This is a genomic window from Proteiniphilum sp. (assembly GCF_034331125.1).
GTDB classification, from domain to species: domain Bacteria; phylum Bacteroidota; class Bacteroidia; order Bacteroidales; family Dysgonomonadaceae; genus Proteiniphilum; species Proteiniphilum saccharofermentans.
On the sequence record NZ_JAXQGC010000019.1, the window covers coordinates 111,907 to 132,889 of the forward strand.

Annotated in this window: 23 protein-coding genes; 5 read left to right on the forward strand and 18 right to left on the reverse strand. The window is 44.9% G+C overall.

Annotated elements, in window-relative coordinates; all coding sequences use genetic code 11:
* Positions 1–18 precede the first annotated feature (18 nt).
* Positions 19–1,335: a UDP-glucose/GDP-mannose dehydrogenase family protein gene (locus tag U2P89_RS04975; RefSeq protein ID WP_313380178.1), complete on the forward strand. Its 1,317-nt coding sequence runs from the start codon at positions 19–21 to the stop codon at positions 1,333–1,335.
* A gap of 14 nt (positions 1,336–1,349) precedes the next feature.
* Here the strand turns inward: U2P89_RS04975 and U2P89_RS04980 are convergent, their stop codons facing one another.
* The 16 genes from U2P89_RS04980 to U2P89_RS05055 form a co-directional block, all read right to left on the reverse strand.
* Positions 1,350–3,443, reverse strand: coding sequence for an acylase (locus tag U2P89_RS04980; RefSeq protein ID WP_322190775.1), 2,094 nt, complete (start codon positions 3,441–3,443; stop codon positions 1,350–1,352).
* 348 nt (positions 3,444–3,791) lie between these two features.
* Positions 3,792–4,763 carry a gliding motility protein GldN gene (gene gldN, locus U2P89_RS04985; RefSeq protein ID WP_091906023.1) on the reverse strand — a complete coding sequence of 324 codons (972 nt, stop codon included), beginning with the start codon at positions 4,761–4,763 and terminating at the stop codon, positions 3,792–3,794.
* Positions 4,764–4,853: 90 nt separating this feature from the next.
* Positions 4,854–6,404, reverse strand: a complete 1,551-nt coding sequence (gldM, locus tag U2P89_RS04990; RefSeq protein ID WP_091906021.1) for a gliding motility protein GldM — start codon at positions 6,402–6,404, stop codon at positions 4,854–4,856.
* Between the two features lie 8 nt (positions 6,405–6,412).
* A complete protein-coding gene (gldL, locus tag U2P89_RS04995) occupies positions 6,413–7,168 on the reverse strand; it encodes a gliding motility protein GldL (RefSeq protein ID WP_322190776.1) in 756 nt (251 codons plus the stop codon).
* An 84-nt stretch (positions 7,169–7,252) separates the two neighbouring features.
* Entirely contained in the window at positions 7,253–8,671 is a 1,419-nt protein-coding gene (locus U2P89_RS05000) for an SUMF1/EgtB/PvdO family nonheme iron enzyme (RefSeq protein WP_091906017.1), read from the reverse strand.
* An 83-nt stretch (positions 8,672–8,754) separates the two neighbouring features.
* Positions 8,755–9,729: a type IX secretion system membrane protein PorP/SprF gene (locus tag U2P89_RS05005; RefSeq protein ID WP_175456711.1), complete on the reverse strand. Its 975-nt coding sequence runs from the start codon at positions 9,727–9,729 to the stop codon at positions 8,755–8,757.
* Between the two features lie 53 nt (positions 9,730–9,782).
* Positions 9,783–10,877 (reverse strand): VOC family protein, encoded by a 1,095-nt coding sequence (locus tag U2P89_RS05010; protein ID WP_091906012.1) that lies wholly within the window; start codon positions 10,875–10,877, stop codon positions 9,783–9,785.
* Positions 10,878–10,881: 4 nt separating this feature from the next.
* On the reverse strand, positions 10,882–11,676 hold the full coding sequence (locus U2P89_RS05015) for an SDR family oxidoreductase (protein ID WP_322190777.1): 795 nt from the start codon (positions 11,674–11,676) through the stop codon (positions 10,882–10,884).
* A gap of 44 nt (positions 11,677–11,720) precedes the next feature.
* Complete coding sequence (locus U2P89_RS05020) at positions 11,721–13,052, reverse strand: threonine synthase (protein ID WP_322190778.1); 1,332 nt, start codon at positions 13,050–13,052, stop codon at positions 11,721–11,723.
* Between the two features lie 9 nt (positions 13,053–13,061).
* Positions 13,062–14,324 (reverse strand): pyridoxal phosphate-dependent aminotransferase family protein, encoded by a 1,263-nt coding sequence (locus U2P89_RS05025; protein ID WP_322190779.1) that lies wholly within the window; start codon positions 14,322–14,324, stop codon positions 13,062–13,064.
* A 583-nt stretch (positions 14,325–14,907) separates the two neighbouring features.
* Positions 14,908–15,180, reverse strand: a complete 273-nt coding sequence (locus U2P89_RS05030; RefSeq protein WP_322190780.1) for a nucleotidyltransferase family protein — start codon at positions 15,178–15,180, stop codon at positions 14,908–14,910.
* Positions 15,181–15,302: 122 nt separating this feature from the next.
* Positions 15,303–15,707, reverse strand: a complete 405-nt coding sequence (locus tag U2P89_RS05035) for a hypothetical protein (RefSeq protein ID WP_322190781.1) — start codon at positions 15,705–15,707, stop codon at positions 15,303–15,305.
* A 304-nt stretch (positions 15,708–16,011) separates the two neighbouring features.
* Positions 16,012–16,443, reverse strand: coding sequence for a putative toxin-antitoxin system toxin component, PIN family (locus U2P89_RS05040; protein WP_322190782.1), 432 nt, complete (start codon positions 16,441–16,443; stop codon positions 16,012–16,014).
* The gene (gene vap15, locus U2P89_RS05045) at positions 16,424–16,654 is read right to left on the reverse strand and encodes a type II toxin-antitoxin system VapB15 family antitoxin (RefSeq protein WP_322190783.1); all 231 of its coding nucleotides are present in this window, start codon (positions 16,652–16,654) and stop codon (positions 16,424–16,426) included. Before vap15 ends, U2P89_RS05040 begins: the two co-directional genes overlap by 20 nt.
* A gap of 519 nt (positions 16,655–17,173) precedes the next feature.
* Positions 17,174–17,305 (reverse strand): hypothetical protein, encoded by a 132-nt coding sequence (locus U2P89_RS05050; protein ID WP_322190784.1) that lies wholly within the window; start codon positions 17,303–17,305, stop codon positions 17,174–17,176.
* Between the two features lie 8 nt (positions 17,306–17,313).
* Positions 17,314–17,529, reverse strand: coding sequence for a hypothetical protein (locus U2P89_RS05055; RefSeq protein ID WP_322190785.1), 216 nt, complete (start codon positions 17,527–17,529; stop codon positions 17,314–17,316).
* A 187-nt stretch (positions 17,530–17,716) separates the two neighbouring features.
* On the opposite strand from U2P89_RS05055, the gene U2P89_RS05060 reads away from it, so the two are divergent.
* The 3 genes from U2P89_RS05060 to U2P89_RS05070 all read left to right on the forward strand — a co-directional run bounded on the left by U2P89_RS05060 (position 17,717) and on the right by U2P89_RS05070 (position 18,655).
* Positions 17,717–17,920 carry a hypothetical protein gene (locus U2P89_RS05060; RefSeq protein WP_322190786.1) on the forward strand — a complete coding sequence of 68 codons (204 nt, stop codon included), beginning with the start codon at positions 17,717–17,719 and terminating at the stop codon, positions 17,918–17,920.
* Between the two features lie 99 nt (positions 17,921–18,019).
* Entirely contained in the window at positions 18,020–18,202 is a 183-nt protein-coding gene (locus tag U2P89_RS05065; protein WP_322190787.1) for a type II toxin-antitoxin system HicA family toxin, read from the forward strand.
* A 39-nt stretch (positions 18,203–18,241) separates the two neighbouring features.
* Entirely contained in the window at positions 18,242–18,655 is a 414-nt protein-coding gene (locus U2P89_RS05070) for a type II toxin-antitoxin system HicB family antitoxin (RefSeq protein WP_322190788.1), read from the forward strand.
* Positions 18,656–19,144: 489 nt separating this feature from the next.
* Here the strand turns inward: U2P89_RS05070 and U2P89_RS05075 are convergent, their stop codons facing one another.
* Together U2P89_RS05075 and U2P89_RS05080 are read right to left on the reverse strand one after the other, a co-directional pair.
* On the reverse strand, positions 19,145–19,540 hold the full coding sequence (locus U2P89_RS05075; protein WP_322190789.1) for a helix-turn-helix transcriptional regulator: 396 nt from the start codon (positions 19,538–19,540) through the stop codon (positions 19,145–19,147).
* 49 nt (positions 19,541–19,589) lie between these two features.
* On the reverse strand, positions 19,590–20,009 hold the full coding sequence (locus U2P89_RS05080; RefSeq protein WP_322190790.1) for a helix-turn-helix transcriptional regulator: 420 nt from the start codon (positions 20,007–20,009) through the stop codon (positions 19,590–19,592).
* A 205-nt stretch (positions 20,010–20,214) separates the two neighbouring features.
* Between U2P89_RS05080 and U2P89_RS05085 the strand changes: the two genes are divergently transcribed.
* On the forward strand, positions 20,215–20,983 hold a 769-nt coding region (locus U2P89_RS05085), incomplete at its 3' end, for a carboxypeptidase-like regulatory domain-containing protein (protein ID WP_322190791.1).

The window sequence follows — 20,983 nt, forward strand, 5'->3', positions numbered from 1 at the left end:
TTTTAAATCTATTAAAATATGAAAATAGCTATTGTTGGAACCGGTTATGTAGGGTTGGTTTCCGGAGCCTGCTTTTCTGAAATGGGTGTCGATGTGACCTGTGTGGATATCGATAGTGAAAAGATAGAGAGACTGAAGAAGGGAATTATTCCCATTTACGAACCGGGGTTAAAGAATATTGTGGTACGCAACTATGAAGCGGACCGTCTTCATTTTTCGACTGATTTGCCGGCTATACTGAACGATATGGAAATTGTGTTCATCGCGGTGGGTACTCCCTCCGGCGAAGACGGGACTGCCGATCTTTCTTATGTGATGACGGTGGCAAACACTATTGCCGAGCACATGTCCAAACCCTTGTTGATTGTCACCAAAAGTACTGTACCCGTTGGAACTTCATATCGTATCAGGGATCTGGTGAGAAAACGACTTGATGAACGGGGATTGACCGATCTGCGATTTGATGTGGCTTCCAATCCCGAATTTCTGAAGGAAGGTGCGGCTGTAAACGACTTTATGAGCCCCGACCGGGTGATTGTGGGAGTGGAAAGCGAAGAAGCAAAAAACCTGATGACTAAGCTTTACCGTCCTTTTGTGCTGAATAACTTCCGGGTGATTTTTATGGATATCCTTTCGTCGGAGATGACCAAATATGCTTCCAATGCCATGCTGGCTACACGTATCAGTTTTATGAATGATATCGCTAACCTGTGTGAGAGGGTAGGGGCCGATGTGAATATGGTGCGCCGTGGAATGGGCAGCGATTCCCGTATCGGCAGGAGTTTTCTCTATCCCGGTTGCGGTTACGGGGGAAGTTGCTTTCCCAAGGATATTCGTGCGTTGATCAAGGTGGCGGAAGATGCCGGTTATGAGATGAGTGTCCTGAAGGCAGTGGAAGAGGTGAATAACCGTCAGAAAGATATCCTGTTTCAAAAATTCAAACGCCATTTCAATGGCGAAATGGAAGGGAAGACAGTTGCGATATGGGGACTATCGTTTAAACCGGAGACTGATGATGTCCGCGAAGCACCTTCACTTTCACTGATTCACAGCCTGAGGGAAGCAGGGGTAGCTGTGCGTGCCTACGATCCGGCAGCCATGGAGGAAGCACGTCGTTATTTGAACGACTCCATCTATTATGCGACCGATATTTACGATGCCGCCAACGGTGCTGATGCGCTGATCGTACCTACCGAGTGGAAAGAATTCCGGCTGCCCAACTGGAGTATCCTGAAGAAGATCATGAATAACCATGTCGTGATAGACGGAAGAAATATCTACAATATGGAGGAACTTGCCTCCTACGGATTTGCTTATAGCGGTATCGGGCAATAGTAGGAAATTGTTGTTTACAGTTTTTCTCTTTTCTCCATATTTTGTAAAACGTCCTGCCTGGTCAAAAATGCGGGACGCAGCCTGTTTTCGGAAAGCAGTTGCAACTGATCGCCGATAAACTTGCTGCCCGGCTGAGTAGCATTGCCATAGCTTAGTAAAACCTTGGCTTTCACGGTCTCTCCAAATTCAACAACCGCTACAAACGTGTCGCCATGGTATGCATAGTTTTTATTGTTCTCCCCGTTTGGTTGATAATACATAGTTCTGAAAACGCCGTATTTGTCGGGCCCCCCATTCGCCGGAAATTCATATTCACCTGCTTTGTACCGGTTCACATCACCCCAGGCAACATCCATTGAACCATAGGTCTCTTCTACCTCCCTGGCAGCACTTACCAACAGCTCGACAGCCTGCTTTGGATTATTTAATCCTTCAGGAGTGGAAACAGGTCTCTCGGCACTCCATGGAATTGCAAACATATCACTGTCAAGCTTGTCAAGCCATCTTCCAAAAAGGACAGCTCCACGACTATCTACATTGGTAGCTCTATCCCACTGTTCCAGTACCAAAGCAGCTTTCAGTGCCGTTGAATCGGGGTGTTGTTTTACTGCAGCCAGCAGGTTCTCCAAAAAACGGTCGGCAGCCTCCATTCCCGTGTTTAACTTATAATCAACCAGTTCATCAAAACTGATGGAAGCATCATCTTTAATCAGGTTCACCGCACGTTGCGCCCTTAAAGATACCGGCATATCCTCCGGAGACATATAAGGAGGAAAGTCCTCAAAGTCCAGTAAAAGCGGATAAGTAGATGTCCAGGGGGGATCGTTCGCATTTTGTACAAAACCCGAAGAGGGATTAATCAACTTCGGCAGATCATCATAATCATGGTACCTGTTCCAGATATATTTCGACTGTGTACCATCCACAGTACCATTCCAGAAAACCCAATCACCTTCAGATCTTACAGGAACATTACCATTAAAGAGATAGAGAATGTTACCCTCTTTATCGGCATATATGAGATTGAACATTGGAATTTGCATCATTTTTAAAGCATCTTCAAACTCTTTCATGTTTTTAGCTTTACCCATTTCATGATACTGGGAATAATATGAACTGTTTTCAAGTCCTGCAACCCTTACGGCATAAGCTTTGTTGTCTTTCTCACCCATTACAGGCCCATGTTGGGAGTACCTTAATTCAATATCCTGCTGTTGAACCGTGCCATCTTTTTGCAGTACTTTTAAAGGCACTCTCTTTTCCTGGAAAGGCACACTCTTGCCATCAAGCAGGTAACCACCCTGCTGCAGCGTTAACTCGTATCTGTCCGAAGCATCAATGGTGTTTACAGTATGCGTCCATCCTAGCTGTTCGTTAAAGGCGATGTTTAACACAGGCATGCCTACCAAAGTAACACCATACACATTAAAGCCGGGAGCGGTTAACTGTGCTTCAAAAAACAAGTAAAAATCACTCCATGGGAGATGAGGATTGGCAACCAACATCGCATGCCCTGATTCGGATTTAGAAGGGGCAATGGCATAGGAGTTAGAGCCCGGCGTTGTTTCTTTCATGGTCTCGGCTATATCGTTTCCGCCAGTAAATTCAAGACATATAACTCTTTTACCATGAGCCAGCACATCCGTGGCTAAAACAGGTAACACCTGTTTCACCCTATCATCTATTTTATCGGGATACGCTTTTGCATAATCGTTGAGACCCTTTACGAATGCATCTAAATACTGTTTATCTCTGCTGCCGGATTTGTTATAGTGCGCCTCTGCAGAATCGGGCAGGTTGAACAGATGGACCAGTTTATCAGAATCCATATACTCCTCGCCGAAATATTCCGATGCCCTCCCCCGCGCCTGGGCATATAATTTCAAGATCAGGTTGGCATGGTTCTGCATTTGTGCCCATCCAAAAGCATAATACATCTCCGCTTCATTATTGGCATACACGTGCGGCACGCCGTAATTGTCCCAGATGATTTCCGTGTTCTCCGGTTTTTGCGGGTTAGAGCAGGAAAAAAGAATAAAGATAGTGAAGACTATCGTTATCACTCCTGTTTGTCGCGTTACATAGGTGTCCCAGGCTGCTACTTGCATTTTATCTGAATTTGTACATTACGTGTAAAATTGCTGCTGCCAATCATAATAACAAATCATAGGTGGCATAAGTTTTTAATTCGTGAGCCAGGCGAATTTTTATTTATTTTTTTGATTTATTGAAGTTATTTTTATCTTTACCATAAATTAACCGAAAATATGGAGCCAGATATTCCGCCGGGCTTTGACTTCCGCTTGTGAACGAGGTTTGCAGGTGGGGGAGTTGTATTATTACCTTCGGGTGCTTGTTTAACGGGGGCGTGTTCCTTCCCGCGAAATCGGATGCATTTAATACTATCTCCGAAGGCTCGCCCATCAAAGAGTTAGGATCATAATTGACAGATATTATCAATATCTTCTGTCTCTCATTGAAACGGAAGCAGCGCCGGACGAACTTACAGGAGATCTCCTTTTTCCGCGGCGATTTACTTTCTGCTGTTGAGGAACAACAGAGTGGTTCTCCTGCATCCATAGATTCTTTTCGAAATTGACCAGTTCCTGTTCAATCCTCTCCTGTTCGGCTTTCATCTCTTCAGGAGTGGAGGTGTACTGCGAGATGGCAAGGTTCCGTGGATTCTGCGCTTTGTAGATCTCGCCGTCGTACTTTCTCATGCGAAAAAAATCATCAACGCTGCCGCTCATGCTGTTATTGAGTGAAGAACTCATGACCGGTATACGCCGTGCATAAGGAGCTATTTCGTCGTAAGGGATCCAGAAGAGAGGATAACGGGTGGTGGCGCCATAATCGTCCCGGCGCTGTAAGACAGGGCAGATGGCGATCGGTCTTACCTTGAAAGAAGAGCTACCGGTATCGAAATAGTAAGCTTCTTTCACGAAATAACCTTCTATCTCATTACCGGGGAGGTCGGCATCATTGACAACGATCCTCCCTTCGGCGGTTTCATAGTAGATCCCGAACCGGTCCAGCAATTCCTGAAAATCTATCCGGTACTCTTCTGTAAACTCTTCCCGCCCGTCTAAGTACTCATAAGCAGGAGTGGTTTCTTCCTGCAGTAGATTAAATAACATAGTAAAGAGACTTATTCTTCCATCTACGGGAGTGACCGGATAATAGAGTGGGGCATTGGCCTCTTTAGTGAGGTCGAGATAGCGGTAGATAATACGAGACCATTTGGCATTTTGTATACTTTCCTCACTGTGGCGGTTCTGCTGTTCTATGCGGACGTTCGTATCGGTAGCCTGTTGCTGCACTGTGCTCTGCCGCCGCCGTTCTATTCTCTCCCTCGCTGTCTCTTGGGCGGAAAGGGTAGTAACTCCTACTGTCAACAGAATGAATATAAGTAATCGTTTTGTTTGCATATCTTTATTTCAGATTCAAAATTCAAGATTCAAAATTCAAAATTTCTTTACTTCTCAACTTCAGACTTCTTATTTTGCCTTTCCACTTTTTCACTGTACCCTCACTTCCATCACTGCGATTTCCCGCTCAGTACCATCAGGACCGATCGCATGTACGCCCGAAATATAGAAATAACTGCCTCGTGCAAGACGTCTGATCTGCTCTTTCTGCCTATCAGAGAAACGGCTCCCATCGGAAACTTCGGGAATAGCATTTCCCATGGAGTCGAAGAAGACGGTACGGAAACTGATCACCCGGAACGGAATGGAAAGGATGCCGTCGTCAATGGCTGCCTTGATCCCGCTGGCATTCATTAAAGCCGCTTTCTGGAATCCACCTCCCCTGAACATCACCGGATTTCCGTTCGCATCACTGTATTCAATATATGGAGTGGGATCGGGGAGCGCGCGTACCCTGAACTCTTTAACGGCCACACGCCGAACATCTCCACCCGTGGTACGGGCCGATACCGATATCGTGACATCCTGTCCTATGGCCGAGGGACGGGCAATCCACATATTTCCCCGACGGCTGAGGGTGCCGTTGGTGATAGTCGCACTGACATCTTGCGGAGCGATACCGGGTACGGAAATGCCGATCTCGTTGTCGATGCCGGCATACAATACATTCATCAGGGTAGGAGCGATGGTAGCGATCGGTTCAATCACAGTGTAGCTGCCCGCAAACGGGCGACGGGTCACGCTACCCTCACTGCCGGTCATTTCTAAATATCCTTCTACAGGGAATGTTCCGGTACGGTCGGCCCGGACGGAAAAGGATCCGTTTTCTTCTGTATCGAGAATCTCCCCGTTGACCATAATAAGAGGTTGCCGGGTAGAGTCTTCTGCCGAGAGTACAATACGGGCATTATAGGAACCGCCCTGGATGACGATATCGGACTCGGGGATGATATAGGCATTCAGCCGGTTTACACGGAAATCGCCAATATCCACATTATACAGGATATTGGAGAGTGCTTCTCCTTCCGATGAACGGATATCATTCTCTATCTTGGTAAGCATGGTGATAGCTGCAGCCAGCGGCATTTGTTCAAAAAGAGAGGCTTCCCAGCTTTTATTGGCTGACCGTGGTTGTGTGCTGAGATTTTTTTCGATAATTGCCCGGCGGGCGGGATCTGTTACGAGTTGCGTTACTGAGTCGCGGTAGGTATCGATTGTATTCCTGAATTTTCTTCCTTCACCATTTACCGGGGAGAGCATAACCACCGAAGCGGCTTCCAGGTCGTCTTTGTGTTTGATGTTATTGATATCTGCTTTTCTTCCGTCGGCTTCACGCACCATACGCAGTTTCAGTTCTCCAATATACCTTGTCAGCGAATCGCTCATGGCGCGCACCTGCACCCCTTTCCGGAACCACTCACCGGCCTTTTCCGGGTTTTGTGCATGGTAGGCCGTTAATTCATCCATGATCAGCCTGTTGCGTTCCAGCATCGTGCCGGATGAATTTCCCAGACTATTATCCACCATTTCGAATCCGTCGAGTACTTCGACCGATACGTTCAACGCCAGCATTGCAATGAATACCAGATACATCAGGTTGATCATTTTCTGACGGGGGGAATTGGGACTGTTGACTGCCATGGATGGGATTATATGTTGGGGTTACCGGGATTGTTCTGTTTGTTGACTGTCATAGCATTCAGCATACGCGCATAGACTTCGTTCAGTTCTCTGAGCTGATCCGCCATTTTCTCTGTTTCTGCTTTAATAACTGATCCGTCGGGGAGTGTATCGCCATACATAGTTCTGAGGCGGGCCAGCCCCTGATTGATCTGCTCGATGGCGCCGATTTGGCCGCTGATACTTTTTAACTGTATTTCATAGATTGAGTTGAGTCCCGATAACGTGCGGTTAAGATTCTCCATCTGTTTGCCGTACTCTTCGGTATGTGCCGAGAGATTGTGAGGGATTTCATACCCCGGTTCGCCGGGAGAACTTGCCGGATGGATGTGGGGAGCTGTAGATACTTCGGAGTGCTGTGGTGTAAAATTGTGCGTAGCGGAAACGGAAACCGTTTCGCGAGCGGATGGTGGTGTCTGTTGTGCTATAGCAGCGTTAAAGCCGGGATCCTCTTCAGAGTTTACGGAAGAGAGCGCCGGGAATACCTGCTCCCACCTGTAATCGCGTATCGGTGAGTCGAACGCCGAGAGGATAAAGACGATACATTCGGTGACCATCCCGATAAAGAGCATCTCATTGCCGAAGGGAAAGTGGAGCAGTTTAAACATCGCACCGAGTATCACGATGGCAGCTCCGAAACTATAGGCGAAGTTGATGAACCGTTTCCCCCGCTCGGTTTGCAGAAACCGTTCAAGTCTGTTTTTATATCTTTTGTAGGCGTTCATTTTTTTAATTATCAATTACTAATTACTAATTACCGATGAATAGGAATTGTACAAATCTTAAATATTGAATTTGAAATTTTGAATTTATTTCCCCGAGCTGACCTGTGTTCTTACGCATCGGAACCCAATATAAGAACGTCCCCGGTTCTGGTATTCATTATCGCGCATATCCGACCGGATAAAGGTGGAGATATCTTTCCATGAACCACCTTTTACCACTTTTCTTTTCAATGCATAGGGATCTTCGGTAGCGGCATTATAGCTGTATTCAGGGTTCAGGTCACCCATCAGTTCATTCCCCGACTCGGTGTAGGCTGTAGAAGTCCATTCCGCCACATTCCCGGCCATATCATACAATCCTGAGTTATTAGGCTTGAAACTTCTTACTTTAGCGGGGATAAGGTGGTTATCGGCACCATAGGCTCCGTCGCCCGGCTTGAAGTTGGCCTGGAAACAGCCGCTTTCACTTGTTGTGGCATCTGAATCCCATGGGTATTTATTGTCGGAGTTGGCATTCCGTGCTGCCATCTCCCATTCAGCTTCGGTGGGGAGACGGTATTTTTCTATTGTCACCCCTTGTCTGTTAATACTCCTGCGCAGAAAGAGGGTACGCCACTCGCAGAAAGCAGTCGCCTGCTCCCATGAAACTCCTACTACCGGGTGGTGTGCGTAGGCGGGATGGGAAAAATAGTTACGTAAATAGCGTTCATTATCCGCGTTCGGAAAATCGTTCACCCAGCAGGTGGTATCAGGGTATATATTGACGATACGTGTGTGTACGAAGTCGTAAAGGCTGCTCAGGGGGCGGGTGACGGTTTCGTTGACAATTCGGCCGTCGGAAGCAATATAAGCTGTATCTTTCGATATTATGATGATTTCATTCGGATCGATGATGATGTCACTGTTCAATGTCCTCTCTGCGGGGTTCAGTCGGTGCTGTCGTCTGGCCGCTTCTGCCGCATCAAACCACTCGTAACGAAAATTCATCTGGCGGGCATCCAGCATTTTTTCTCCTGTGATGGGATGTGTGGTATAAACACTGTTGATGGCAGCCTCTTCCTCTTCGGTATTTCTTGTCCAGGGGATGGGAATCCTCCAGTTCAACCGGGGGGTGACAGGATCACCGTATTCATCCTCAGTGATCTTGTAAAAGTCATCGCCGGCGTAGGCCGGGTCTGCCAGCCGTTCTCGGATGATGGAATCCCGTACCCAGTAAACAAACTGTTTGTATTGGGAGTTAGTGATCTCCGTCTCATCCATCCAGAAATTGTCTACCGATACGCCGCGGGTAGGTATCGAGAATCCCCAAAGCGAATCGATCTCTCCCGGCCCCATGATATAAGCTCCCCGTGACACCAATACCATATTGTATGGTGTGGGTTCCCCCCACACTTTACCTACAGGAACGCCGGTCAGTTCACCGCCGATACTGTTACCGATCCCCCGTCTGCCACAGGAAGCAATCATAATCAGTATCAGCACGAATAATATATATCTTTTCATAATTTCCAATTAAAAATTAAAAGTGAATAATTAAAAATTAGCATCAATCGTCTCATTTTTCACTATTCATTCTTCATTTTTCACTATAAAAGCCGGATGCTCTTATGCGGTTGCCGCTTCGGTTTGAAATGATCGAGTGGAAAATTATACCGGAGGTAGAGCTCATGACTCCCCCTGCTATTTTGTCCGATTCCCCTGGTATGCAATCCGTAGGCATATCCCAACTCTACTTCACGGATGGTAGTTCCGGCAAAAAGCAGATATCCGTCGTTCATCCTCCATGATGCACCACCTGATAATTTTTTATTGTATTCGAGGCGAAGCGTAGCCTGCACTTGTAGCGTGCTGAGGTCGGTCTGAACCCACAACATCGGTTGTATTTCTAACGTATGAAAGAGAGTAATATTGTATCCGGCCATCAAATTATAGGAAAGGGGAATAGCCGACAACGTAGAATCGCTTTGAAGATCAGCTCCGAGAGAGTCATTATGTGCATAAAACCGGGGTTGATTGAGATGTATTGCCGACAGACCTATGAAAACAGATTTCCCTGTCCAGGAGATACCGGCGCCCAGGTCGATCACCTGTTTGTCGGCCGGATCCACTTTCAGCGTCCCCCGGCCGTGTTGTAAGGAATCTTCAAAAATATATTTGCTTCCTGCATCGAAATTCAAGTCATACACTCCGACTTGTAGCCCCATATTCAGAAAGCCTTTACCGAACTCTTTTTTGAAACTGTATTGTACTGCCAGTAATGAGTTACGCAGTTGACCTACGGTTTCATTATTAATCACCAATCCGACACCGTGGCGTCTGCCGAAAAATTCAAAGGGCATATCAGCGGTAAGGATAAGTTGTTGAGGTGCATTTTCTATGCCTCTCCATGCATAACGGTAAAAGGCAGTGGTGCTGATTGCCTCTGTATCACCTGCAAACGAGGAATTGAGATAACTCTTTACAGCCCAGTATTGACCGGGCGGGTCATCCCATTGTGCCTGCAGATGTAATAGGCTGCATAGCAACAGGAGTATGGTTAATAATAAACACCGTTTTTCCATTATGTGTATAACTGAAAAACGACGAAAAAATTGTGTCCAGGAGGAATTTCCTACTATATTTTGGAGGATTTTACCCGCATAAGCCGGAGCATTCCGAGCATCCATTTCGGAAGCGGTTTTTCGGGATCCCTGTTTTTCAGGTTAAGGCTTAGTCCTAATTTTTTTGCGATTGGTATTTTGTGTGTTTCCACAAATTCGATCAACGTACCGTCCGGATCTTCAATATAGGCAAATTGTCCTGCGGCATCACCCATATCGAAGGAGTTGCCTTCCTTGATATTTTGTGTGGTGTCTACCGTAAAGGGATGCCCCAACTCCGCACACTTTTTGCGTAATGCATCCATATTCCGGATATCGAAACAAACCTGAATAAAGCCGGGATCACCCCAGAAACGCCCTTCGTAAAGTTTTTTCGGGGTACGTTCCAGTACCTGCACCAGTTCGATATAGGAGGGGCCGAACAGTTCACTAAGGCTACCTTTTCTGGGTTGTGAGTGTGTCAGCAAACGACGACGAAATTTTTGTGTGCCTGAAGGCAATCCTTCGAAATCGGGAAAAACGCCTGTCTCGTCTGCGATAATCTTGTCGTAACCCAGAATATCACGATATACTGTCATCGCTTTATCGATATCTGTCACACCGATAGTTACGCCAACCGCACCGCCTGTCGACTGCCCTTCGTCTTTAAAAATGTAATCGTCCTGTACGATTTGAAACAGATTTTCATATGGGTCTTTCACATAAAAAGTCTGATTTCCGTCGATATTTTTGTTGAGTCCGCCGAGGATATGGGCTTTCGGATTTTTGGAAAATTCTTCGAACGTATGGGCAACGTCCCTGCTTTTGACTTTGCAGACCAAAACACCCAGGTCGCCCATATTCAATGTGAAGTCAAGCGGTTTTGGTTTCCGGTCTGAGTATTGCCACACTTCAAAACCGCCGCCACCCTGCATATTAACAGCAATCAGAGCGTGGCGCCGTTGTGGTTTTCCACCCGTGTAGGGTAGCATCAGTTCGGCAACTTTATCGTCCTCAAGAATACGGATATCCATATTGAACAGGTCAATATAGTATTTCCATGCTTCATACAGTTTTTCTACTCCGATACCTACCTGTTGGATCCCTGCAATGATATAGTTCTCTTTCATATAGTTATGTCGCTTTGATCTTTCTAACCATTTTTCTTGCCAGTCCGGGAAAAAAACGCTTGATATATACCATCAGTAACTCTTTACCTCCGACGAGCACCTCAGGTTTTTGCTTTTTAATAGCCTTCACGATCTTCTTTGCTGCTTTCTCCGCAGAGATGCCGCTGTTCTGTCCGTCATCCATTTGTCCGTGTTTTCTTCCGTCGGCTTCTAACGCATTGTAAGAGATGTTTGTCTTTACCCGTCCGGGACAGACCATCACTACCCGGATATTCTGGTCGTAGTACTCCGCGTGGAGGGTTTCGAAAAAACCATAAAGGGCAAATTTGGATGAAGCATAGGCCGATCGCAGAGGAAAGCCGAATTTCCCGGAGATGCTGGTGGTGACAGCGATAGTTCCTCCGCCTTTTTTAATCATGTCAGGTAACAGCTGTTTACTGATCTTTACCGGTGCAAAGAAGTTCACGGCCATGATCTTTTCATCTACCTTGCCGTCTGTTTCCAGTATTTTGGAGCGTTGGCTGATACCGGCATTCAGAAATGCGATGTCGATCTTCCCGAAAGCAGTAATGGCTTTGTCGGTCAGCTCGTCGATATGTGCCAGATCGGACAGGTCATATGGTAATATTACGCATTGTGCACCAAGCCGGATACACTCTGCCTGCACTTCCGCCAACCTGTCGGCCCGTGTAGCCGTAAGGATCAGGTTGACCCCTTTCTGTGCATAGAGATAAGCGCATGCTTCACCGATACCCGACGAAGCACCTGTGATCCATATGGTTTTATTATCAATTACCAATTATTAATTACTAATTACCAATTTCATTCTTCACTCTTCATTCTTCACTCCCTCATCACCTCATTCCAGAGTTGTGACCCGTAATCGCCAATGGAGTGGGGGGCACATTCATCCACATTATAGACATTATGGGAAGTGTAAATCATCTGCTCCAGGAAATAGGGAGCACGATTGGGGCCTTCTCCGATATTGAGCAGCACTGTCTCCCCGTTTTTGATCAAGTTCTTCCTGAGTGCCACGAAGAATCCGGCGATGGAAACGGCAGATGCCGGTCCGGGGATTACTTTCTGCTCATAGGCAGTCAGTTTACCTACGGATACCAGTTTTTTTTCACGCATTCGCAGGAAGCTGCCTCCTGACTCTTTTACCAATTTCGCTACGATGGGGTAGGTAGCAGGATTACCGGTCGCCAGGGTAGGTACCTCTGTCTGGGGATTGTCGATGATAGGATACTTCTTCTCGAAACCTTCGGGGAATCCGGCGGCTTCGGCATCTTCCCATGCCTGCACCATTGGGTCGCAGCCGTCTGTCTGTACCAGAAGGAAGCGGGGATTTTTCAATTCAGGATAGACATGTTTGATCTCGCGGATACCTTTGTCTATGGCAATGGGGCCTGTACCGCCGCTGACTGCCTGGATATATACGTCAGGGAACTTATCCATCTGGCGGAGCCATTCGAATACCATGGTCTTCTTTGCTTCCACACGGATAGGATCGATATTGCCGGTTGACATCGGGATGTTGTGCAACTTGGCATATCCTGCGGCGATCTCCTTTGCTTTGGCATAGTCGCCCATCACACGGAACACCTGCTGCCCGTAGGAGCTGATGGTCGCTTCCGATGTCTTGATGGCATCCTCCGGCATGAATACCGAGCAGTTTACCTTTGCCAGTGAAAGGTATTTTGCGTAAGCTGTAGCTGAATTACCGGTGGAAGCGATGCAATATTGGTCGATACCGATCTCGTTGAACAGGCTGGCCGCCAATGAAGCGGCAATATCCTTGAATGTACCGGTACCTCCGTTTAAATCATTCCTATAGACATGTACATTGAGATCGAGCCCGTACTTCTTTTTTGCGAACTCTTCCAGGAATGTCCATCGTTCTACCGGAATGGCACCTTCTCCTTTTGATATGATATGTCTCCTGCGTAACAACGGAAGAAAAGGAAAATAGTGCCAGAAACTGTTAGGAGCACGGCGCCCGATAAGTCGGGATAACCGCTGATAACGGCGGTTGTACCATACCTCGGAATGTTTACTTCCGCACTTCGGGCATTGTTGGTTCTGTTCGAACCATGTCCAGAAGTTGGGAGTAACGTGCCCGCATTGGGTACAGGCCAAATGGTACTTATGCTGAATTTTTATACGGAGCATTCTCTTTTTTTATGTAGTGGACATCGATTTCATCTCGTCGGCCATATATTTTCCCGCTTCGAGATTTACCTTTATCTTCTTGAATACCTCAATGGTCTCATCCACATCCTTCTGCGTATGGGAAGCCGTGGGGATCAGTCTGAGCATTAATACTCCTTTGGGTACTACCGGATATACGACAATAGAGCAAAAGACGTTGTAATTCTCACGCAGGTCGATCACAATATTGGTACCTTCGGGAACCGAGCCGCTGAAATAGACGGGTGTCACCGGTGATTGCGTATTGCCAATATTGAATCCCTCTGCAATCAGCCCTTGTTGCAGCGACTTGGCGATTTTCCACAGGTTTTCTTTATATTGGGGCTGTGTTTGTAATATCTCGAGGCGTTTCAATGCTCCGATCACCATGGGCATGGGCAATGATTTGGCAAAGATCTGCGATCGCATATTGTATTTCAGTGAATTGACGATGGCTTTTTCAGAAGCGACAAAGGCTCCGATACCTGCCATTGATTTGGCAAAAGTGCCAAAATAGATATCTACTTCGTCCATCAATCCGAAATGTTCGCTTGCACCCGCACCGGTGGCTCCCATCGTGCCGAAACCATGTGCGTCGTCTATCATGAGTCGGAAGTTATATTTCTCCCTGAGTTTGACAATCCCGGGAAGATTTCCCAAATCGCCCGACATGCCGAATACCCCTTCGGTAATCACCAGGATGCCACCGCCTGTCTCTTCTGCTTTTTTTGTTGCGAAACCAAGCATCTTGTCGCATCTCTCCATATCATTATGGGGATAGACAAAACTCTTTCCACCCTTGGCTTTATGCAGAAAAATACCGTCCATGATACAAGCATGGGATTCGGAGTCGTAAACAATAACGTCATTCCTTGAGACCAGTGAATCAATAATCGAAACCATTCCCTGATAGCCATAATTCAGTAGGTAGGCAGCCTCCTTTTTCTCAAAGGCAGCGAGTTTTTCCTCCAATTCTCTGTGATATTTCGTTTGGCCTGACATCATGCGCGCTCCCATGGGATATGCCATTCCCCAGTCGGCTGCTGCTTTCGCATCCGCTTCACGTACTTCGGGATGGTTGGCCAATCCCAGATAGTTGTTCAGACTCCAGGTGATCACCTCTCTTCCAAGGAACTTCATCCTTGGGCCTATTTCACCTTCCAATTCGGGGAATATAAAATATCCTTCCGCTTTTTTGCGATACTGTTCAAGCGGGCCTTCGGCACTTTTCAGCCGGTCAAAAATATCTGTCATGATTGTATATGATTGGTTTGATTTTCCTTGATAAAAAGGAACCGATTCCCTTTTGGATGCAAAAATAGTGATTTTATAATTAACGGAACAATATCCCTTGTGGTAAATCGCGACTTTTCGTCAAATGAATTTAATGATCCTGATTGGAGGTGCGAGCATTGCACGCTTTCCCATACGCAGATTCAGGTAAAATGTTTTTTTGTTTTGCTCAACTTGCCCTATTATTGCCCTATCGTTGCCCCTTTTGCCCTATTATTGCCCAGGCATCAATCAATCCGCCTTTGAAACGGACATCTGCAATAATAAGGTTTCGGGGTTTGGATGAATGGGGTTGTATTATTAATAGTAAAAGCAAAAGGTAACCGTTTCCACCAACAAATGCCGATTTCACGGAGGACTGTTAATCCAAAGAGTCAAATATATTTTGAATTTTGGGTTTAAGAAGAGGTAAATTATCTCCAGGTTTTCACTACGGCAAAACGCATCATACTGTTCGCTTCATATTCCGCAAAACTGACATTGTGCGTAAATTCGAGAGCAAAATCAATTGGCTTCAAGAATATGTCCCAGCCGGCTTTTATCCCTAAGCGTTTCTCTCATAAATTAAAATTTTGTCTTTTTCTACCGTATCGGCAGCATAAGCCCGCAAAGTGCCTTCTTTTACCAAATCAACTTTTTTATGCAACGCATTTTCTATATTGACAATCATTCTGATATAATCCAATCCCACAAGTTTGGCGTCAGGCAGAAAGCGCACCAGCAAATCCACATCGCTCCGTCGGGTTTCTTCGCCACGGGAGTACGAGCCGAATAACCAAGCTTTCTCAATAGGATAATGCTGAAGTTCAGATCGCAATTTGTTGATAATCCGGGGATTCATTTCTTGTAATTAGCAAATTAATCGTTATCATTTCTCCCCGCAAGTATTTGATTTCCTCCTTCAGCCACTTAATCTCTTCGTCCTTCGCAGAAATAAGTTCATCTTTTGTTGTTTTTTACGTTGTAATGGAGTGCGAATTGGATGAAGCCGGAAGTGTATTGCCGCGTGTCGATTGAATGGTAAGCGGTCGTTTCATCCGGGTAATCGCTCAGTTTCCCGAAAACCTTCACATTTTCCGCCACCCGTCGCGGCACCTCCTTCCCTGCGAGCAGTTTATCATAATTCGCCAACTCCAGTTTACCCAAATCTATGTGGAACCGCAACGAATTGACCCCGTTCATTTCATCGATGAATCGCATGGCAAAGTAGGCGAAACGGTTATCGTGGCGGATTCTTCTGGTAATCTGTTCGATGTATTCCTCATACTCCGGCTCATCCCAGTTTCCGGAGTCATCCGGGAGCGTGCGTGTCTTTTTCTCTTGTAAAGCATCGATTGTTTCCATAAGGCATTCACTTCAGTTATATTATCTTCATGCTTTCCCATATCGATTGAGTTAAGTTGCTTCATCTTTATTATCTTATGGACCACTACAAAAGTAGCAATTTTTTCCACAATAGATCACGATGATTTAAAAGCGGACAATACTTTGTCAGGCGAGCACTTATCGCGGAGGACGAAAGGACGGAGGGCGAAACGGGCTAAAAGTCCGGATGTCTGGGTCAGTTTTCAGGGCTTCCGAGGGAACCTCTTCCGGGTTCGCGAGGCAAACCCCGCCTTGCTGGACAGTACAGATGCTTGGTACCGTGTTAGCGGGTGAGTATTTTTTCAATTTCTTTCTCAAATTCGGTCGGGTTTAAGATTTTTGCTGTTTTAAACGGATTGTGTTCGAACAAATCTTTGTCCCCTGTAACCAAATAATCTGCTTTTGAGTAGTCAATCAAATCCAACAGAAAATTGTCTTTCGGGTCCCGATTGATAAAATGTGTAGGTTTTATCTCTACTTTTTCAGCGATTGTTTCTAAAAGTTCAATCACTTCTTTAACGCTTTCTTTTGGGAAATACTTTTTGAGCTTTTCCCTGCTTGTAACAATCTTGATTTCTGATAAAAGTTGCTCTGTGGTAACAATCAAAATACTTCCGTCGGAAATATGCCGCTTAATTTTCGACAAACGTTTTCCAATCAAGAAACTAATCCAAACATTGGTGTCAAAGATGACTTTAACCGTTTTGTTTTTCATAAATTTCTTGTCTTACGCTTTCAACCTCGCTGTCAATATCACTTAAATCCAAGTCTTTTGTTTTGAATGATTTAAGAAGTCTTGTCAATTTTATATCGATAATGTCTTTTTCTAACTCTTTGGTCAGTCTTATTTTATCTTTTTTCGGCAAGCGTTTTACCAAAGATAAAACTTGATCAAATGTTACTTCTAATTGTAATGCCGGTTTCATAACTCAATTATTTTCCTCAAAGATACAAAACTCTGTCGAATTACCAACTTTCAAAATCTCTGGTGTTTCTGTCTTCGGATAATAATAGATGACGTGCTCAACACGAACAAGAATACCTGAACGACGCAAACATATGATTCTGCAAGTCCGACTGCTTCAGGAGTTATCTTAAATTCCTACGACTCAAAGATAAGTGAAATTCCTAAAACTCACAAAAGGGTAAAAGTTTTAGGAATTTCCTTGGGCGATTTTGGGTAAGACTTCCTTATATGTCCCTATTGTAAATTTTGGTTCTGAAATCGGGCTGGAACGAAACTGTCTATGCACGATGCCGCCGGCAAGGTAAGGCTTAAGGTGGTGAACCAGTACACCAAGAAAATGGCTGAAGACTGAAGAGAACGAGGTAGAGAGACACCCTAAACCCTTTGGGGTTTCCCTCGCAAACGCTAAAGGGTTTCCCTAAGAACCTCTTTGGAGGTTGCGAGGGAACACTGAAAGTTTTCCCGGATGTCCGGATCTTTACCCCGTTTTGTCCAACGTCCTTTTTCCTTTCGCCATAAATACTTCGCGTGAGGTTGATAATGCACATTGCTTCGCAGACAATAAATCATTCTTAACCCCGTCAAGATAGAAAGCTGCGTATTTCTTCATCTCCCTACCTATTGAAAGAGCTGATTCAGCGGATGGAGTCGTTCGGGATGCTTGCTGGCTGTTTCCAGACGCGCGTCAATAAAATCCTTTTCCCATTGCGGAAGGTCGCCGGTGATTTCTTCAACGTCCGGATAGTTCCGCTTTACTTGTTCCCAGTCATTGATAGGAATAAAAACACCCATGGAAACTCCATCTTTGTCTTTTATTATCTGTGCTTGTATCATAATTCCAATGAATTTAGTCGTTTTGCGTGACTTAGCATAATTCAAACAAGTCTGATTTCTTCCCTCACTTAACGAAATAGTTTTTTAAATACAACAGCAAATATACGGAATAGTTTTTAAAAGTGTAACCTAATTCCAATAAATCGACGCAAGTTATTGTAAACAAGATATTTATTAATATGCTGAAGTGAGGAGTGCCTTGGGTAAGCCATACCGTTTCATCTTCCAACCGGACTTCCAGTCTGACTGTTTCATCGGGCTCTCAAAAGTTTGTACCTTTGGTATCTGGGACAACTTTATCTCGAAAGAGCTCTCCTCCGTTGGCTGGACGATGCTGTTCAACCGTGAAGGGTATGATAGTTTCGGGGCGAAATGTCATCACAAATTGTGATGAGTTTGAAAAATAATTGTTCTTTTATTTGTTTGCTTGGAACAAATATGTTACTTTCGTGGAGTCAAGTGAGAGTTCTTTAATTTAATTCTTACAAACATGAAGTTTTCTGAATTGTATCGCTTACTGGAAGAAAACGGATGGGAAAAGAAAAAAGGAAAAAAACATTATAAATATGTGCATCCCGATTTTCCTAAACCAATACCGGTCGGCCGGCATCCAAGCAAAGAAGTTCCTACGGGAACCTTGGAGGCGATAAAGAGAGAAGCTGAGCTTAAATAAGCCCGCTTCCTCTCATTTGACTAAATAAAAAACTGAATTATGAAAAAAGTTATTGCTGTTATTGAAAAGGCATCCGATGGAGGATATGGAATATATCTTCCCGAAATGAAAGGAGCTGCATTGTATGGGTACGGTGTAACCGAGGATGAAGCCCGGGAGAATCTTATGGAAAATTTAGAGTCTATTCTCGAGTTTTATGAAGAGGAAAACCGACCCATACCCGAAGTCCTAAATGGTGGGGATTTGGAATTCGATTACCGGTATGACTTTTCCGGTTTTTTTAAAACTTATCCTTTCTTCAATGTCTCTGCCCTTGCCGAGGCTGTAGGAGTTAACGCCTCGTTACTACGCAAATATAAAAACGGACTGGCATTTGCTTCCCGTCAACAGAAAGAAAAGATTGAACAGGGAATTCATTCACTATCTGAAAAATTAAGTACGGTGCAATTCTGATAAAGAATTCCATTTGACAAAACCGATACTTTTGTTTGCCCACGGCCCGATGGTCGTGGGTTTTCATTTTCACATCTTTTTAAAATTTCATTACCTTTGCCTCATTATCTAATTTCACTAAAAGCAGTTATGGATTCACAGACTATACTTTGGAACAACTTTTCTTTTACAGGGTCTACCAACTCTTTGTTGTGATTGGCTGATAAAGTATTATTTCCCCGTGTGGCTCCATATTCTACATAATTCTTGCTTCGTGTAAAAATCCATAGAACTTTTTAAATAAGCTTTGCTTCTGGTTTGAAGGAAGGATGGAGTCATACGTGAATCACCTTTTTTCAACAATTTCCAGCAATTGTCCAACTTCACGTCTCAAGTACTTAATTTCCTCTTTCAACCAACAAATCTCTTCGTCCTTCGCAGAAATAAGGTCAGCGGCGTCTTTTCTCGACATATAGTTGTCGCATATCATGCGAACGACTTCACAAAAGTCTATTCTTTCTCTTTTTTTAAAGACTCGAATTTTTCCCTCTCTTTTTCCAGTATCTTCTCAAACATCTCGACTACTTTTTCGATAGGGAAATTATTAAAAGTATGAATAATATTGGCACTTGTTGTGGCGCCACAGTTCTCGTAGGTGTTGTTGGTATTATACAGCACTGTTTCTTCATTGTATTTCTTCAATCCTTCCACGGTTACCCCTAATGCCGAAGCAATCTGTTCCAACCGTTCGTCATTGAACTTCTCCGTCTGCTCCATTTTCGAAACGGCTTGCTTGGTTATTCCTAACAACTCTCCCAATTCAGCCTGCGACATCCCCCGAAGGTGACGCACCCGTTCAATTTTTCTCCCCAAATGAACGGTATCTCTATAATCTGTTTTTTCCATATTTCACGATTATGTATGATATGAATAATGAAAGCAAAGATAGTAACAATCATTTATTTTTCAGCAACTCAATCTTTTCCCTTTCGCTTTGTAACAAACGTTCGTATAGTTCAACAACTTTTTCTAAGGGGTTAATTTGTGGCGCAATTGTTGTGTCTTTTTGTTCAAATTGAGCAATAGAGGTCGAACCTTGTTCAAAAGTATTATCCCTGATATTGTTGATATTGTAAATGGCCTTCTCCGCATCAAAATCCCTGATCACTTCGGGGGATACACCCAGTACATCGGCAATTTGAGATAACAATCCCTCTTCTATTTCATCCTGCTGTTCGATTTTTGACACTTCCGGCTGGCTGATCCCAAGATCGGCCGCCAACGCTTCCTGCTTCACGCCAAAATACATCCGTACCCTTTGCACATTCCGCCCGATATGCCTTCTGTTTAATTTTTCAGTCGGTTCAACATTCATTTTATCAAATATTTTAAAGTGACTATTGGCAAAGTTAATAAAAATCAATCGATTTGGAATAAATGACAACTTTATTTTTTTTGATCCGGCGTATGTGAGGTCTAACTTTGCCGGCATGAAGACACGCGGAGTATTAATCGATTACTGCAATGCGCTAAAATATGCAGTGGATTTGTTTTTTTTATTTAAATCATTTAACAACACAATGAAAATCATCAAATTACCTCAATGGGGCAGGGTGAAGTTATCCCTGGCCTTTCAGTTCGTTTCTGTTTTTGTATTATTGGGCACGCTCAACGGTTTTGCCGGTAATTATGTCCCCGAATCGCAAACCTCTTTTGGCACACAACAGCAAAAGAGAACGGTTTCGGGAACTGTGTCGGATGCAAACGGCGAAGCTGTTATCGGCGCCAACGTGATGGAGAAAGGTACAACCAACGGTACCGTAACGGATATAGACGGAAGTTTCACTTTGAATGTAGAAGCTGACGCCATACTTCAGATTTCCTATATCGGTTATCTGACACAGGAAGTTAACACTACCGGAAGAACTTCTTTCGATATTGTGTTACAGGAGGACACGAAAATGTTGGCTGAAGTGGTGGTCATCGGCTACGGTTCATTGGATAAACGGCAGGTGACAAGCGCCATCACTTCATTGAAAGGTGAAGATATGATGGTGGGAGTAGGGGGCGCCGATATTACAACCGCCCTACAGGGAAAGATCGGCGGCCTTGTGATGAACAACCTGGGAAGTGCCAATTCAGGCACGACAATCCAATTACGCGGAATGACATCCATCAACGCCGGAAAGTCGCCTTTGATCGTCATCGACGGTTTCCCGGGCGGCGATATCCGTTCATTGACGCAGGAAGATATCCTGTCGATCGACGTGCTGAAAGATGCTTCCGCCGGAGCGATCTATGGAACACGTGCGGCATCGGGTGTGATCCTGATCACCACGAAAAGCGGAT

Bases quoted from the DNA above. Each gene is read 5' to 3' on its own strand.
- U2P89_RS04975 (WP_313380178.1), top strand. From the start codon at position 19: ATGAAAATAGCTATTGTTGGAACCGGTTATGTAGGGTTGGTTTCCGGA.
- U2P89_RS04980 (WP_322190775.1), bottom strand. From the start codon at position 3,443: ATGCAAGTAGCAGCCTGGGACACCTATGTAACGCGACAAACAGGAGTG.
- gldN (WP_091906023.1), bottom strand. From the start codon at position 4,763: ATGCAAACAAAACGATTACTTATATTCATTCTGTTGACAGTAGGAGTT.
- gldM (WP_091906021.1), bottom strand. From the start codon at position 6,404: ATGGCAGTCAACAGTCCCAATTCCCCCCGTCAGAAAATGATCAACCTG.
- gldL (WP_322190776.1), bottom strand. From the start codon at position 7,168: ATGAACGCCTACAAAAGATATAAAAACAGACTTGAACGGTTTCTGCAA.
- U2P89_RS05000 (WP_091906017.1), bottom strand. From the start codon at position 8,671: ATGAAAAGATATATATTATTCGTGCTGATACTGATTATGATTGCTTCC.
- U2P89_RS05005 (WP_175456711.1), bottom strand. From the start codon at position 9,729: ATGGAAAAACGGTGTTTATTATTAACCATACTCCTGTTGCTATGCAGC.
- U2P89_RS05010 (WP_091906012.1), bottom strand. From the start codon at position 10,877: ATGAAAGAGAACTATATCATTGCAGGGATCCAACAGGTAGGTATCGGA.
- U2P89_RS05020 (WP_322190778.1), bottom strand. From the start codon at position 13,052: ATGCTCCGTATAAAAATTCAGCATAAGTACCATTTGGCCTGTACCCAA.
- U2P89_RS05025 (WP_322190779.1), bottom strand. From the start codon at position 14,324: ATGACAGATATTTTTGACCGGCTGAAAAGTGCCGAAGGCCCGCTTGAA.
- U2P89_RS05035 (WP_322190781.1), bottom strand. From the start codon at position 15,707: ATGGAAACAATCGATGCTTTACAAGAGAAAAAGACACGCACGCTCCCG.
- U2P89_RS05040 (WP_322190782.1), bottom strand. From the start codon at position 16,443: ATGAAAAACAAAACGGTTAAAGTCATCTTTGACACCAATGTTTGGATT.
- vap15 (WP_322190783.1), bottom strand. From the start codon at position 16,654: ATGAAACCGGCATTACAATTAGAAGTAACATTTGATCAAGTTTTATCT.
- U2P89_RS05050 (WP_322190784.1), bottom strand. From the start codon at position 17,305: ATGAAGAAATACGCAGCTTTCTATCTTGACGGGGTTAAGAATGATTTA.
- U2P89_RS05055 (WP_322190785.1), bottom strand. From the start codon at position 17,529: ATGATACAAGCACAGATAATAAAAGACAAAGATGGAGTTTCCATGGGT.
- U2P89_RS05065 (WP_322190787.1), top strand. From the start codon at position 18,020: ATGAAGTTTTCTGAATTGTATCGCTTACTGGAAGAAAACGGATGGGAA.
- U2P89_RS05070 (WP_322190788.1), top strand. From the start codon at position 18,242: ATGAAAAAAGTTATTGCTGTTATTGAAAAGGCATCCGATGGAGGATAT.
- U2P89_RS05075 (WP_322190789.1), bottom strand. From the start codon at position 19,540: ATGGAAAAAACAGATTATAGAGATACCGTTCATTTGGGGAGAAAAATT.
- U2P89_RS05080 (WP_322190790.1), bottom strand. From the start codon at position 20,009: ATGAATGTTGAACCGACTGAAAAATTAAACAGAAGGCATATCGGGCGG.